This window comes from Fretibacterium sp. (assembly GCF_057312375.1).
In genome coordinates, this window is sequence record NZ_DBHLDX010000053.1 from 1 (window position 1) to 13,248 (window position 13,248).

14 protein-coding genes and 1 tRNA gene are annotated in these 13,248 nt (G+C 66.4%); 1 reads left to right on the forward strand and 14 read right to left on the reverse strand.

What is annotated here, in order from left to right; genetic code table 11:
• Positions 1–99: 99 nt before the first annotated feature.
• Positions 100–675: a DUF177 domain-containing protein gene (locus tag ACO41U_RS08005; protein ID WP_485942997.1), complete on the reverse strand. Its 576-nt coding sequence runs from the start codon at positions 673–675 to the stop codon at positions 100–102.
• 89 nt (positions 676–764) lie between these two features.
• On the reverse strand, positions 765–1,958 hold the full coding sequence (locus ACO41U_RS08010; RefSeq protein WP_485942999.1) for an acetate/propionate family kinase: 1,194 nt from the start codon (positions 1,956–1,958) through the stop codon (positions 765–767).
• A 110-nt stretch (positions 1,959–2,068) separates the two neighbouring features.
• On the opposite strand from ACO41U_RS08010, the gene ACO41U_RS08015 reads away from it, so the two are divergent.
• Positions 2,069–3,298 carry a tRNA(Met) cytidine acetate ligase gene (locus tag ACO41U_RS08015; protein WP_485943001.1) on the forward strand — a complete coding sequence of 410 codons (1,230 nt, stop codon included), beginning with the start codon at positions 2,069–2,071 and terminating at the stop codon, positions 3,296–3,298.
• Positions 3,299–3,385: 87 nt separating this feature from the next.
• Here ACO41U_RS08015 and ACO41U_RS08020 read toward each other — a convergent pair.
• From ACO41U_RS08020 to scpB, 12 genes are all read right to left on the reverse strand, one after another.
• A tRNA-Ser gene (locus ACO41U_RS08020) sits at positions 3,386–3,473 on the reverse strand.
• Between the two features lie 163 nt (positions 3,474–3,636).
• Positions 3,637–5,427, reverse strand: coding sequence for a primosomal protein N' family DNA-binding protein (locus ACO41U_RS08025; RefSeq protein ID WP_485943003.1), 1,791 nt, complete (start codon positions 5,425–5,427; stop codon positions 3,637–3,639).
• A 4-nt stretch (positions 5,428–5,431) separates the two neighbouring features.
• A complete protein-coding gene (coaBC, locus tag ACO41U_RS08030) occupies positions 5,432–6,649 on the reverse strand; it encodes a bifunctional phosphopantothenoylcysteine decarboxylase/phosphopantothenate--cysteine ligase CoaBC (RefSeq protein ID WP_485943005.1) in 1,218 nt (405 codons plus the stop codon).
• Positions 6,646–6,879 carry a DNA-directed RNA polymerase subunit omega gene (locus ACO41U_RS08035; protein ID WP_298778331.1) on the reverse strand — a complete coding sequence of 78 codons (234 nt, stop codon included), beginning with the start codon at positions 6,877–6,879 and terminating at the stop codon, positions 6,646–6,648. Before ACO41U_RS08035 ends, coaBC begins: the two co-directional genes overlap by 4 nt.
• Positions 6,880–6,967: 88 nt before the next feature.
• On the reverse strand, positions 6,968–7,528 hold the full coding sequence (gene gmk, locus ACO41U_RS08040) for a guanylate kinase (protein WP_485943007.1): 561 nt from the start codon (positions 7,526–7,528) through the stop codon (positions 6,968–6,970).
• Between the two features lie 12 nt (positions 7,529–7,540).
• Positions 7,541–8,425: a YicC/YloC family endoribonuclease gene (locus tag ACO41U_RS08045; protein ID WP_485943009.1), complete on the reverse strand. Its 885-nt coding sequence runs from the start codon at positions 8,423–8,425 to the stop codon at positions 7,541–7,543.
• A 22-nt stretch (positions 8,426–8,447) separates the two neighbouring features.
• Complete coding sequence (hflX, locus tag ACO41U_RS08050) at positions 8,448–9,611, reverse strand: GTPase HflX (RefSeq protein ID WP_485943011.1); 1,164 nt, start codon at positions 9,609–9,611, stop codon at positions 8,448–8,450.
• A complete protein-coding gene (locus ACO41U_RS08055; protein ID WP_298778320.1) occupies positions 9,592–10,221 on the reverse strand; it encodes a lysophospholipid acyltransferase family protein in 630 nt (209 codons plus the stop codon). Before ACO41U_RS08055 ends, hflX begins: the two co-directional genes overlap by 20 nt.
• Positions 10,218–10,892 carry a (d)CMP kinase gene (cmk, locus tag ACO41U_RS08060; RefSeq protein ID WP_485943014.1) on the reverse strand — a complete coding sequence of 225 codons (675 nt, stop codon included), beginning with the start codon at positions 10,890–10,892 and terminating at the stop codon, positions 10,218–10,220. Before cmk ends, ACO41U_RS08055 begins: the two co-directional genes overlap by 4 nt.
• 12 nt (positions 10,893–10,904) lie before the next feature.
• Positions 10,905–11,795, reverse strand: a complete 891-nt coding sequence (locus tag ACO41U_RS08065) for an HDOD domain-containing protein (protein WP_298778315.1) — start codon at positions 11,793–11,795, stop codon at positions 10,905–10,907.
• A 24-nt stretch (positions 11,796–11,819) separates the two neighbouring features.
• Positions 11,820–12,554, reverse strand: a complete 735-nt coding sequence (locus ACO41U_RS08070) for a pseudouridine synthase (protein WP_485943016.1) — start codon at positions 12,552–12,554, stop codon at positions 11,820–11,822.
• The gene (gene scpB / locus ACO41U_RS08075) at positions 12,529–13,170 is read right to left on the reverse strand and encodes an SMC-Scp complex subunit ScpB (RefSeq protein WP_298778311.1); all 642 of its coding nucleotides are present in this window, start codon (positions 13,168–13,170) and stop codon (positions 12,529–12,531) included. Before scpB ends, ACO41U_RS08070 begins: the two co-directional genes overlap by 26 nt.
• Positions 13,171–13,248: the final 78 nt, after the last annotated feature.

The window sequence follows — 13,248 nt, forward strand, 5'->3', positions numbered from 1 at the left end:
GTGGGATGTCTTTCTCTTCGGTGTTGCCATGTTACTACCTCCTAAGCGACCAATAATATTCTAAAGGCTCAAAACTTCTCCGTGCCGGAGGGGAACGGTTCAGGCCTTCTCGTCCGCCGAGAAAAAGCGGAGGGCCTCAAGGCGCGGGTCCCCTTCTCCCCCAACGCAAGAACAGCGTCCCTCGTTGAGGTCGGCCCCACAGCGCGGACACAGCCCCGCGCAGTCCTCGCGGCACAGGACCTTCGTCGGCAGGAGCAGCAACAGGCTCTCCTCGACCTGGGGCCCTACGTCCAAGACGCGGTCAAGGTAATCGACCTCCACCGGCATAAAGCCGTCATCGGACGCAAGCTCCGTGTCCCGGCCCAATTCCAGCCCACGCGAATAATAAAGATACATCAAAACGTCCGATATTTCAAGGGCCGTCTCCTTCAAACAACGCGCACAGGGCGCCGTGACCTTCGCGCTGACGGAGATGGAAACGGAGAGGAGCAAGGGCTCAAGCCATTGAGCGGCGGCATGGGCCGTCCCTCCCTCCGGCGCGTCAAAATGCTGCCCCTCGAAGTCGATCCCCTCCTCGATGGGCAGATGCCAGCTCTCCTCCGTCCGGGATTCGCAGTCGCCCCGGGGCGGCAGGGCGATCAGGCAGCGCAGCGGCTGGTTCTTCTTTTGGGCCATGTCCCAGGGCCTCCTTTCCACAGTGGCGGACAAACGGCGCGTCCGCCACAGGGCGTGCAGCGGACGCAGGCTCTCGTCACAGGGTGTCCCTAAAAGGCCAGGCGCTTCGTGTCGCGGGCGATCATGAGCTCCTCGTTCGTGGGGATCACCAGGACGCGCACCCTGGAGTCGGCGGCGCTGATGTCCGCCTCCTTGCCGCGAACGGCGTTCTTTTCGGGATCGATCTTGATCCCCAGAAACTCAAGCCCCTCGCAGACCGCGGCCCGGGTGGGGATGCTGTTCTCTCCCACGCCCGCCGTGAAGACGAGGACATCCACTCCGCCCATGGCGGCGGCATAGGCGCCGACGAACTTCTTGATGTCGTAGTTCAACATGTTCACGGCCAGCTGTGCGCGCTTGTCGCCCTTCAAGGCAGCATCCTCCACGTCGCGAAGGTCACTGCTGGTGCCGGATATCCCCAGAAGGCCGCTCTTCTTGTTGAGCAGCATGTCGATCTCGTCCATCCCCATCTTCTCCGTCTTGGCGATGAAGGGGAGCAGCGCGGGGTCCACGTCGCCGCTGCGCGTGCCCATCAGGACGCCCGCAAGCGGCGTGAAGCCCATCGAGGTGTCGACGGACTTGCCGCCGTCCACCGCGGTGATGGAGCTCCCGTTGCCCAGGTGGCAGGTGATGATCTTCAGCCTCTCGATGGGCTGCCCCAGCATCTCCGCCGCGCGGCGGGCGACGAAGTAGTGGCTCGTGCCGTGGAAGCCGTAGCGGCGCACCTTATACTTCTCGTAGTAGCCGTAGGGGACGCCATACATGAAGGCGTGCTGCGGCATGGTCTGGTGGAAGGCGGTGTCGAACACGCCCACCTGCGGGACGTTGGGCAGGACCTCCAGGACCGCCTCGATCCCCATGATGTTGGCCGGGTTGTGCAGCGGCGCCAAGGGCACGCAGCGCTTCACGGCCTCCAGGACCTTCGCGTCGATCTTGACGGAGGACGCGAAGTCCTCCCCCCCGTGGACGACGCGGTGGCCGACGGCGGAGAGCTCGTCCAGCGAGGTGAGCACGCCGTGCCTACCTCGCTGCAGCGTGTCCAGCACCAGCTGGATCGCGACCTTGTGGTTCGGGATGGGCGTCTGCTGGACCAGCATTTCCAACCCCGTCTTCATGTGCTTGATCTGGGAGCCGTCGATACCGATCCTCTCCACCAGCCCCTTGGCCAGAACGGACTCGTGGTCCATGTCGAAGAGCTGATACTTCAGGGAGGAACTGCCGCAGTTGATGACGAGAATTTTCATTTTTTGCGCTACCTGCCTTTCAAAATATCGGAGGAAGGGACGCCGGGACCCTCCGGTCAAAGACGCCCCGAAAAAACGCGATCTTAAGGATTATAGTTTATACTTATACCATGAAAGACATCACAGGTCCAGCCATCGGCATCGTCGCCGAGTACAATCCGCTGCACAACGGGCACCGCCTGCACCTGGCCGCGGCTCTTGCGCGATGCGGCGACGTTCCCTGCGTCGTGGTGCTGTCGTCCAACTTCACGCAGCGCGGCGAACCCGCCGTCGTCGACAAGTGGACCCGCACGAAGATGGCGCTCGCCTGCGGCGCGGACCTGGTGATCGAGTTGCCCTTCGTCTTCGCGGTCAGCGCCGCGCCGTTCTTCAGCGCGGGCGCCGTGGACCTCCTGGCGCGGACGCGCCTTGCGACGCACATCGCCTTCGGCATGGAGGACTCCACGCGCGACGTAAGCCCCATCCTTGACATTCTAATCCACGAACCCGCCTCCTTCAAGCAACGCCTGAAGGACGAGCTGTTTCGCGGCACATCCTACGCCAGGGCGGCCGCCAGGGCGCTGGAATCCCTCCTGCCGGGCGGCGGGACGTTCCTCTCCTCCCCCAACAACCTGTTGGCGATCTCCTACCTGCTGCGCGTTCAGGAACTCGGCGGCTCCCTGACGCCCCTCCCCATTCAGCGGCTGGGCGCAGGGCACGGGGACGCGGCTCCTGGCCCCCTGGCCAGCAGCCTGTCCATCCGCGCGGCGCTTCGCGAGGGAAGCAGCTCCATGGAAGATGGGACCCCGGTGGCCTCCGCCGTGCCGCAGACCTCCCTGTCCCTCCTCCGCCGGGCGGATGAGGAAGGGCGTTTCTGCGCGTCGGGCGAAGGGCTGTGGCCGATGCTGCAGGCCGTCCTCATCCGCAGCGAGCCGGAGGACCTCAGAGGCTTTGACGGGATGGACGAGGGAATGGAGAACCTGTTCCTGAAGCGGAGGGCGAACTCGGCCGGCATGGAGGACTTCGTGGCCCAGTGCGCGTCCGGACGCTACACGCGGGCCCGAATCCGTCGGACGGCCCTGCGCCTGCTGGCTGGCGTTGACCGCTGGTCGTGGCAGGCCGCGGGTCGGCTGGGCGTGCCCTACGCGCGGGTCCTCGGCGCAACCGAGACGGGGCGGGCCCTCCTCCGCCTGCGCGCTGCCTCCTCCCCTCTGCCCTTCATCACGCGCCTGGCCGCGGCGCGGAGCCCCGTCGGGCGCTTCGCCGCGCAAATGGAGTTTCGGGCCTCATCGCTCTACGAGGCACTGCTCCCCGCGCCGGACCCGCGGCACGAGGAGCGCCAGCGCCCCATCATGGCGTGAGCTGTCCACGACGCCAGAAATTTGCATGAAAAAAGCCCCCGCTTGAAACGGGGGCTTCAGGGTTCGGTCCTCAACAGGGATAAAAAATGGCGGAGACGTAGAGATTCGAACTCTAGGAGCATTGCTGCTCAGACGCTCTCCAAGCGCCCGCCTTCGACCACTCGGCCACGTCTCCGCGAAGCGAACACGAGGGACATTATACACGAGATGCGCCCTTTATAAAAGAGGTCCGGCAACTTTCTTAAAAACAAAAGTAAATGCGGTTCTTCCCTTTCCAGCCAACCGATTCCTTCAAGTCCTCCCTCCACACAGTTTCTCCGCTGCCGCCCCGGGCGCCGTCACTCCGCCCAGACGGTCACCGAGGGAAAATGCAGCCTTGAACGTCCGATGGCAAAGCGCGGCGCAAGGGCCCTTGCGACGGGCTCCGAGGAGGGGGCGTTCACCCACAGCGGAGAGCCGGGTTCCCCTGGGTCCATGACGAAAAGCCCCGCCTCCTCCAGGGCGCGGCAGGCCTCGGCACGGTCCTCTCCCTCCGGCAGATCGATCTGGATCATCAGCCCGACGGGCGGCAGGGCCAGCTCCGAGCGGAGCGCCAGCTCGCCGCGCCAGAAGCGCTCCCAGCCCCCAGAGAGGATCGCGCGCCACTCCGCGCCGAAGCGGCGGCCCTGGATCAGCACCGTCCGTCCCGCGGGCTCATCTCCGTCGCGGCGGCCGCGCCAGTAGGACTCCCACACCATGCTGAACGCCTGAAACCGCGCGCCATACTCCGGCCGGCGCAACTCCGCGTCCAGGTCCAGCCACGCGGCAAGCCCCACGTCCAACCGGTCGCAGAGCGCCAGCGCGCCCCGGGTCCCCAGGAGGAGGGATGGAACCTCCAGAGCCTTGATCTTTCCCCCCTCATGGAGGAGGACGGGGTATTCCGGCATCAGCCTGCCGGCCATGGAGGCCAACGCCTCAAGTCCAGGACGCCGCCCCGACCAGAGGCCCCCCCTGCAGTCCGGACAGCGTTCGGGAAGGGGCTCTCTCCGGCCGCAGTGAATGCAGCGCAGCGCCTGCCCTGAGGACTCGCTGCGCATCACGCCGCCGCAGCGGGGGCAGCGGGGCGAGTGTCCACACTCCACGCAAAAGACCTCGGCCGCCTCCCCCCTTCGATCCAGCATCCAGAGGACGTGCCGCCCCCTCTCCAGTTCCCTCCGCGTTCGGTCCAGGAGCGAAACGGTCAGGGGCAGGTCCCCCTCCACGCCCCGCTCCCTCCCCTTCAGGGAGCGCCGGATGTCCGCGAAGACCATTCGGTCGCGGTTCGGCAGGACCTCGCAGACGGGGTGGGCGCGCAGGAAGGTCTTGGACGACGGCATACGGCCGCCCAGGATCAGGCGCGCACCCAACAGGGACGCGCGCCGCCCCGCGACGCTCCGGGCCGAAACGCGGGGGGCCCGTTGAGGGACGTAGGCGGGGCTCGCCTCCTCGTCCACCACGATCTGTCCGGGGGCCATCGGGGCGTAGACCCCGCCCGGAGGCGCCACCACGATGCGCGCGTTCCCCGCCCGGACCTCTCTCCACACCTCCCAGAGCTTCTTGCCCCCGGAGGAGGGCCAGAGCACGGCTTCGGCCTTCAGGTGGGCCGGGAGCGACGCAAAGAAACGCCGCGCCGTCGCCGCCTCGGAGAAGAGGACCAGCGTCCGGCACGGCCGTTCCAACGCAGCTCGGTAAAAGGCCGCGCGCGCCTCATCCCAAGGGGCAAAGCAGTGCTCCTCACTAAAGGCGTCCCCTTCGGCGCGCCCCTCCCGCTCCCCGCCGGGGGGAACGTCAAGCGGCGCCCCCTCCAAAAACTTCGCGGGACAGGCCGTCTTCAAGACCATGCCCGTCCCGCAGAGAAAGGTCCGTCCCACCCAGCACATCAGCTCCCACAGCTCCGCGCCCAGGGGGCTCCTCTCGTCCAGCACCTCCCGGACGCTGCGCAGCACGGCCTCCGGCCTCTCCCGCGCGGGGCCCGCCGCGAACCCGATGCGCTCCCCCCGGCCCACCGGGACCCTGACGCGGGAGCCGGGTTCGGGCACAAAGGGCGCCTCGTAGGTCAAGGCGTTCCACCAGGGGCCAGGGATGACGACCTCGATGAGCTGTGAGGACACTTTTTTAGAGCTGCAGCCGCCCCGCCAGAGAGCTCCAGACGGCGTCGGCGACGTCCTCCTTCCTCCCGGAGAGGAGCTCCTCGCCGTCCGGCGCGATCAGGCGCAGCGCGTTCGTCTCCGAGGCAAAGCCGCTGCCGGGGGCCAGGACGTCGTTGGCCAGGATGAAGTTCAGCCCCTTCCGCTCCATCTTCGCGCGGGCGTTCTTTCGGATGTCGTCGGTCTCCGCCGCAAAGCCGATCAGGACCTGATCCGGCCTCTTGTTCGCCCCCACCTCCGCCGCGATGTCGGGGTTCTGCACCAGGTCGAGGGACAGCGCCTCGCGCCCCTCGCGCTTCATCTTGTGCGGCTGCCGCTCCCTTGCGCGGTAGTCCCCTACGGCAGCAGCCTTGACGATCAACTTGGCCCAATCGAGGTTTGCCATGACCGCATCCCGCATTTCGAGGGCGGACACGACGCGCGTCACCTCAAGCCCATACAGGGAGCAGGGCGTCGGATCGACGGGGCCAAGGATCACCCGCACCTCCGCGCCCCGATGCCAGGCGGCGCGAGCCATCGCCAGGCCCATGCGCCCCGTACTGGGGTTGGAAATGAAGCGCACCGGGTCCAGGTACTCGTGGGTCGGCCCGGCGGTGACCAGGACGTGAACGCCCTGCAGGTCGTGGACGGGGGCCAGCGCGCGGAATATCTCCTCCGCGATCTCGACGGGTTCGGGCATCCGTCCGGGCCCCTCCTCCCCACAGGCGAGGGCCCCAGCCGACGGCTCAACCACCCGCACCCCGCGCCGGGCCAGGGTCGAGAGGTTCTCCTGCACCGCAGCGTTCCTGTACATGTGGGCGTTCATGGCCGGGAAGACCAGCACGGGTGCCGTAGCCGCCAGAAGCGCCGCGGCCAGCAGTCCCTCCCCGCGGCCGTGCGCGAGGTCCGACGCCGCGTCCGCCGTACAGGGGACGATGGCCACCGCCTCCGCCCACTCCGCCAGACGGATGTGGGGGATGGAGGCACCGCACTCCTCCGACAGAAGGTCCTCCTGACGCCAGACGCGCCGGCCGGAGAGGGTAGCGAGCACGAGGGGGCTGACGAAGCGCTCCGCGGCGCACGTCATGATGACCTCCACCTCGCAGTCCTCCCTCCGCAGGCGCCGCACCAGCTCCGGTATCTTGTAGGCGGCGATGCCCCCTGTGACGCCGAGCAGTACCCTCCGGCCCCTCTTCCAGGAGGTCATCGTTCGTCGGACTGCGACAAAATCGACGGGTCCCCTGGCGCGGGGATGCCGTTCCCCTTCTCCACCTCCAGAAGCGCCATGGAGAGGTAGCGCTCGTTCGTCATCAGATCGTTCTCGATGGTCTTGTGCTCGCCAAGCCAGCGCGCCCTCGCCGCGATGCTCACCGTAATCTCGTACTTGTTATCCGTCCCGCACTTCTGTGCCAGGCCCTCAAGGTCGTAGAACTTCATCTTTTCACTCCAGGTTCCGGGGAAGAGTCCCCTTCTAAAAAATCATCTATAAGCTTGAGCTTGCAAGACGGCATCGGACCGCCGCCGCTCACTCCCGATAGCTCAGGATCAGCCTCCGCAGCTCGGCCGAGGCGTCGTCGAGGTCGTCGTTAACCAGAATCCGGTCGTAAGCCCCCTTCTGCTCCATCTCCAGCGCAGCGTTCGCCAGGCGGTGCCTCAGCTCGTCGTCGCTCTCCGTCTGACGATTCCGCAGGCGCCGCTCCAGCTCCCCCAGGGAGGGGGGCGCCACGAAGATGGAAACCGCGTCCGGCAAGCGGCTGCGGACCTGCTTCGCTCCCTGGACGTCGATCTCAAGCAGCACGTCGTTCCCCGCGTCCAGCTCGCGCTCCACGTCCGCGCGCAGCGTCCCGTAGTACGCGTCGTGTACGCGGGCGTGCTCCAGGAACAGCCCCTCCTGCACCCTGCGTTTGAAGTCCGCTTCGGAAACGAAGCGATATTCAATGCCGTCCCGCTCCCCCGGCCGTGGGCTGCGGGTCGTGCAGGAAATGGAGTAGATCAGGCCCTCCACGTCCTTCAGGGCGCGCTCACGAAGCGTTCCCTTGCCGACGCCGCTCGGCCCGGACAGGATGAAGAGCTTTCCCCGCCTCATGCTCAGGCCCCCCTACTCGACGTTTTGAATCTGCTCACGGATGCGTTCGAGGCAGGACTTCGCCTCGACGACCCCCCAACGGAACTCCGCGTCCGCCACCTTGGAGCCCATGGTGTTGACCTCCCGGTTCATCTCCTGGATCAGGAAGTCCAGACGACGCCCTGCCAGGTCCCTTCCGTCCATCGTCTCCTGAAACCGCTCGACGTGGGCCGCCAGGCGGGCCAGCTCCTCGGAAACGTCCCAGCGATCGGAGAGAAGGGATACCTCCTGAGCGACCCGGGCTTCATCCACCTCAAGCTCAAAGTGCTCCGCCACGCGCTCTATCCTCGTCCTCAGGGACTCCAGGGCCGCCGCAGCGGCGGTCCGCCAGCGCTCCTCAAGGCCTCGGACGATGTCCTCGAAGGCCTCCAGGTCCGCAGCGACGACGGCGCGCATCTTCTCCCCTTCCGTCCTCTTCATCTCCATGAGGGAATCCAGCGCGGCACGCAACAGGTCGTCCCACACCTCAGGGGCCTCCTGGACCCCGGCGGCAGCCGCACCGCCCAGCTCGCAGATCCCCGGCAGGACGAGGAACGGCGTCAGGTCCGCAGGAGCCGTCAGCCCCTGCCCGCGGGCCAGGGACTGCACCCGCCGGAAGAACTGGAGCAGCCCCTCCTCGTCCAACGTCGGCGTGCGCGCCCCTGGAGCCCAGGCGACCTCCGCGGAGAGGCGGACCTTCCCGCGGTTCAGCGCAGCGCGCAGGATGGAGAGGAAGCGCCACTCCATGGACGCAAACTCCCTGGGGAGCCGCGTCGAAAAGTCCTGATATCGATGATTCACCGATGTCAGCTCAAACGTTACCGATCCCCAGGGGAAATCCCGCGAGGCGCGCCCGAATCCGGTCATGCTCAAGAACATGAAAGCCCTCCCCCAACGTCTGTCACAGCGCTCCCTGGAAGCCGGAGGGACGGGTGAACCAGGGGTTTCTCTCCGTCAGGAAGCGCTCGATCTCCTGCCGCAATTCCAGGAGCCCGTCACCGCGAAGGGCGCTGACCCTCACGACGTTCTCCCCCGCGTTCTCCAGCGCCGCCGCCAGCACCTCCGCCTCCGTCCGCTGAACCGCGTCCAGCTTGTTGAGCACCAGGAAGCGGGGCAGCTCGTGACAGCGAATCGCCAGGAGGGTGTCGACGATGACCTGATAGGTCTCCATCGCCCTGGCGTCGGACGCATCCAGGACCAGCAGGAGGAGCTCCGCCTCCTGAATTTCCTCGAGCGTGGCGCGGAACGCCGCCACCAGCTCCGGCGGAAGGCTGCGGATGAAGCCCACCGTGTCCGACAGGAGGAAGGCGCCGCCCCCCGGCAGCGGGATGCGGCGCACCGACGTGTCCAGGGTGGAGAAGAGGCGGTCCTGCGCGACGATGGTCCCGTCGCCCGAAAGGGCGCGCAGGAGGGTCGATTTGCCGCTGTTCGTGTACCCCACCAGCGAAACGGTGGGGAGCCCGCGCTTTCGGCGCCTGTCCCGCACAAGACGCCGCTGCCTGCGGACGTTCTCCAGCTTTTTTGCGATGTCGCGCACCTGACGCTCCAGCCGCCGGCGGTGGCGCTCGAACTCCGTTTCGCCGGGGCCCCGCGTCCCGATGCCTCCTCCGGTCCTGGACATCTGCAGCCCCAGCCCCTTCAGGTGAGGTATCTCATAGCGCGCCATGGCCATCTGGACCTGGAGGCGCGCCTCCGCCGTCAACGCGCGCCGCTCAAAGATCTTCATGATGACGAAGGGACGGTCCCACACCGTCACCTTCGTCAGGGCCTCCAGATTGGCCCTCTGCACGGGGGAAAGAGCTTCGTCGAACACGAGGTAGCGCGCCCGCTGGGAGCTGCAGAAGAGCCTCAGCTCCTCCGCCTTGCCGCGCCCCACCAGGGTGGCGGGGCTTGGTTCCCCCCTGCCCTGGGCCGCGGAGCCCAGCGTTTCAATGCCCAGCGAGGCAAGGAGAAGGGAGAGCTCCGCAAGGCGTTCCTCCGGGCCCTCCCTCTGATCCGGGAGCGAGAGGGCCGCCACGATGGCGCCGCTCCGGCTCTCACAGCGTTCAGGACGCCTGCGACTCAAGCGACTTCATGACGTCCGTCAGCCGCTGCATGATGACGTCCCTCCCGTCCTTTCTGGCGTAGACCTCCTCGGGGAAGCGCAGCGGCTTCGCAAACGTTATCGTGATCTTGTGGGGCTTGATGAAATGCGCGCCGGTGGGCATGGCCTCGTAGGCGCCGTGGATGAATACCGGCAGAATGGGCGCCCTCTCATGGGCGGCGATCAGGGCCACGCCGCCCTCGAGCGGCTTCAGCCTGCCGTCAGGGGAACGGCCTCCCTCCGGAAAGATCAGGACGTCGCTGCCGTCCCGATAGAGCTTCATGAACCCCCGCAGGGCACCCGCCGCCGAGGCGTTGTCCGAGCGGGAGACGGGCACGGCGCCAAGGGCGCGGATGGCGGTTCCCAAAAACCAGGACCGAAACAGCTCCTCCTTGGCGAAGTAGCGCAGCTGCCGCTTGAAAAAACACCCCACGACCACAGGGTCCAGGTTGCTCGTGTGGTTGCAGGCGACGATCATCCTCTCGTTGGGGTCCAGCGGCTCCTCCCAGCGCACGGAACACCGGTTGTACACCCGAAGTGCCATGCGGAGCAGGCTGCTGACGATCGCATAAAAGACCGGGTTCGGCTTCATTCCTCCACGTCCCCCCTTCGCACGGCATCGCGGACAAGGTCCTCGAAGTATTCCACCACTTCATCCTCGCTCATATCCGACGTGTCCAGCAGGACGGCCCCTTCAGGCTGCCTCAGAGGAGCCGTTTCCCGGCTGCTGTCGAAGCAGTCCCGCTCCCGGATCGCAGCAAGTGTCTCCTCATAGGAGACGTCCTCCCCCTTCGCCTCCCGCTCAAGGCAGCGGCGCCTGGCGCGCGCCTCAGGCGAGGCCGTCAGAAAAAACTTCAAGGGCGCATCGGGGAAGACCACGCTTCCCGCGTCGCGCCCCTCCACCACCAGGGAGCCGTACTTTGCCTGGTCGCGCTGCAGCCCAAGGAGCGCAGAACGCACGCAGGGTAACGCCGAATAGGCCGAGACGACCCGGTCGATGTGCGGCGTGCGGATCTTTCGGCTGACGTCCAGCCCGTTGAGCAGAACTCCCTCGTCGCGCAGCTCGACGCGGGCGCCGGCCAGCGCACGCCGGACCGCGTCCTCCTCGGAGGGTTGAATCCCCGCTTCGTCCAGCAGGAACGCCACAGCGCGATAGATGGCGCCGGTGTCAAGGTAACGAACGCCAAGGCGACGGGCCAGCCTCCGCGCCGTGGAGCTCTTGCCCGCGCCAGCCGGACCGTCGATCGTCAGGACGTAGGTCAAGGGGCGTCCTCCCTACAGGCCCTTCATGTCCACCATCTCCTGGGCGATGCGCCCCGCGAAGTCCACCAGATCCGCCATCAGGTCCTCGAAGTTCGTTATCCCGAGGCGCTCCAGGGGCTCTGGGAACATGTAGGTCTGAAGACCGTCCGCCCCAAGTCCGATCCCAAGCATCAGGCAGATGGAGTTCGCCACGCTGACGACGTCCAGGATCGGCTGATACTGCAGCTTGTCCTCCGGAAGCTCGTTGGGCTTGTGGTGATAGGCCACCGCCATCTGATACGCCTCGGGCAGGTCCCAACGCTCGGTCAGAAGGGCGCCCACCATGGCGTGATCGAACCCCAGCACGCGGAACTCCGCCTCAGGGAACGGGACGTGTTCCTCCTCGACCATCTTCACGATGAGCCCGTAGCCAAAGCGGACGTAGTCGTTCAGCACCACCTTGCCGATGTCGTGAAGGAGGCCGCCGACGTAGGCGTCCTCGGTCTGAACCTTGCCCGTCACCTGGGCGATGTAGCGCGACGCGTAGGCCACCGTCAGGGAATGGCGCCACAGTTCGCCCCGGTCCAGCGCGTAGCCCGACAGGCCCTTGTCCATAACGGAGTAGACCGTCGCGGCAAGGACGATGTTGCTGACGTTCTTGTACCCCAGAAGGGCGATCGCCTCCGAGATGTTGGAGATGTTGCGGCTCATGCCGTAGGCGGCCGAGTTCGCCAGCTTCAGCACCCTCAGCACCAACCCCTCATCCCTGGACAGGCTCTGGGCGACATCCGACGCGTTGCTTGTGGGATCGTTCAGCTTACGCAGCGTTTCCAACACAAACTGGGGGAAGGACTTGATGTCCTTCAGCTTACTGATAATGCGCGTCTTGATTAGTTCTTTTGAACGTTCGTCTACCTCACTCACGAACTCGTCCCCCTTGCATGCAGGTTATACTGCTCCACCCTTGAATATTTTAGTGTACAGTTCGGAAAAAGACAAATCCGCAAACTCGCCCGGACGAAGTTTTTCAAGGACCATCTTTCCCAGCCGCCTCCGGATCAGGCGCTCCACCGAAAAGCCCGCCAGATTCGCCATCACGCGAACCTCCCGCTTGAGCCCCTCGCCGATGACGACGGACACCCACCGCCCCTGCGGCTCTCGGTTCATGAGGGTCACGGAGATCGGGACGGCTCTTCGCCCCTCGATCTCGAATCCTCCGCGCCACCGCGCGAGTTGACGCTCGTTGATGGGGACGTTCAAGAGCGCCTCGTACTCCTTGTGAAGCCCCTTCGAGGGATGCATGACCTCCTGGGTGAGGGCGCCGTCGTTCGTAAGGATCAGGAGCCCCTCGCTCTCCCGGTCCAGCCGCCCCGCGGGATAGACCCGGTGCGACTTCACGGCCTCCGGAAGCAGGTCGACCACCACGGGGTCGTACTTGTCACTTACGGCGCACACCACGCCCGCCGGCTTGTTCATGACCACGTACACGAGCTCCGTTGCCCGCAGGGTCCGGCCATCGCAGGTCACCTCATCCACCTTGGGATCGACCTGAAAGAAAGGGGCCAAGACGATCCTGTCCCCCACCTGCACGCGCCCGGCGCGAATGATCTCCTCCGCCCGCCGGCGCGAGGCGACGCCGCAGGCGGCGAGAAATGCGTTAAGCCTCGTCCTCCTCACCTCCATCCCCCACGTCGTCCTCTCCGCCCCGGGCTCCGTCGTCCAGGGGGCCCGCGCCCAGTTCGCCCAGCTCCTCCAGGCTCGGCAGGTCCGCGATCGCCTCCAGGCCGAAGACCTCGAGAAACCTCGGCGTGGTCCTGTAGAGCAGGGGGGAACCGCTGGCCTTCTTACGCCCCGCGATGCGGATGAGCTCGTGCCCCAGGAGCGTTTCGATGACCCGCTCGGAGCGGAAGCCGCCGCGCAGCTCCTCGACCTCGCTCCGCGTGACCGGTTGATTGTAGGCGATGATCGCGGCCGTCTCAACCGCCGCGCGGCTCAGGCGGACACGGCCCCTCTGGGCAGTGTCCCGAAAGCGCGACAGGACCTCTGCGAAATGAGGGTTCGTTCCCAGGACCCATCCTCCGGCCATGGCCTTCAAAACCAGACCGTGCCCGCTCTTGAGGTGTTCTTCCAGCTCCTCGATGGCCCGCGCCAGCTCCGTGCCGGACACCTCAAAGACCCCGCGCAACTCCGCCTCGGACACGGGCGAGGACGCCAGGAAGAGGACGGCCTCGATCTGGGCCGCCAGCACGGAGAGGGGCTCCCCGGCCTCAGGCCGCCGGCTCGGCAAGGACCTTGACATCGGCGAAGAGCTCCTCCTGCTCTATGCGCACCCTGCCCATGCGGCACATCTCAAGGAGCGCCAGCAGCGTGACCACCA

Excerpts from the sequence above, each read along its gene's own strand:
- ACO41U_RS08005 (WP_485942997.1), bottom strand. The coding sequence starts at position 675 with ATGGCCCAAAAGAAGAACCAGCCGCTGCGCTGCCTGATCGCCCTGCCG.
- ACO41U_RS08010 (WP_485942999.1), bottom strand. The coding sequence starts at position 1,958 with ATGAAAATTCTCGTCATCAACTGCGGCAGTTCCTCCCTGAAGTATCAG.
- ACO41U_RS08015 (WP_485943001.1), top strand. The coding sequence starts at position 2,069 with ATGAAAGACATCACAGGTCCAGCCATCGGCATCGTCGCCGAGTACAAT.
- coaBC (WP_485943005.1), bottom strand. The coding sequence starts at position 6,649 with ATGACCTCCTGGAAGAGGGGCCGGAGGGTACTGCTCGGCGTCACAGGG.
- ACO41U_RS08035 (WP_298778331.1), bottom strand. The coding sequence starts at position 6,879 with ATGAAGTTCTACGACCTTGAGGGCCTGGCACAGAAGTGCGGGACGGAT.
- gmk (WP_485943007.1), bottom strand. The coding sequence starts at position 7,528 with ATGAGGCGGGGAAAGCTCTTCATCCTGTCCGGGCCGAGCGGCGTCGGC.
- ACO41U_RS08045 (WP_485943009.1), bottom strand. The coding sequence starts at position 8,425 with ATGTTCTTGAGCATGACCGGATTCGGGCGCGCCTCGCGGGATTTCCCC.
- ACO41U_RS08055 (WP_298778320.1), bottom strand. The coding sequence starts at position 10,221 with ATGAAGCCGAACCCGGTCTTTTATGCGATCGTCAGCAGCCTGCTCCGC.
- ACO41U_RS08070 (WP_485943016.1), bottom strand. The coding sequence starts at position 12,554 with ATGGAGGTGAGGAGGACGAGGCTTAACGCATTTCTCGCCGCCTGCGGC.
- scpB (WP_298778311.1), bottom strand. The coding sequence starts at position 13,170 with ATGTCAAGGTCCTTGCCGAGCCGGCGGCCTGAGGCCGGGGAGCCCCTC.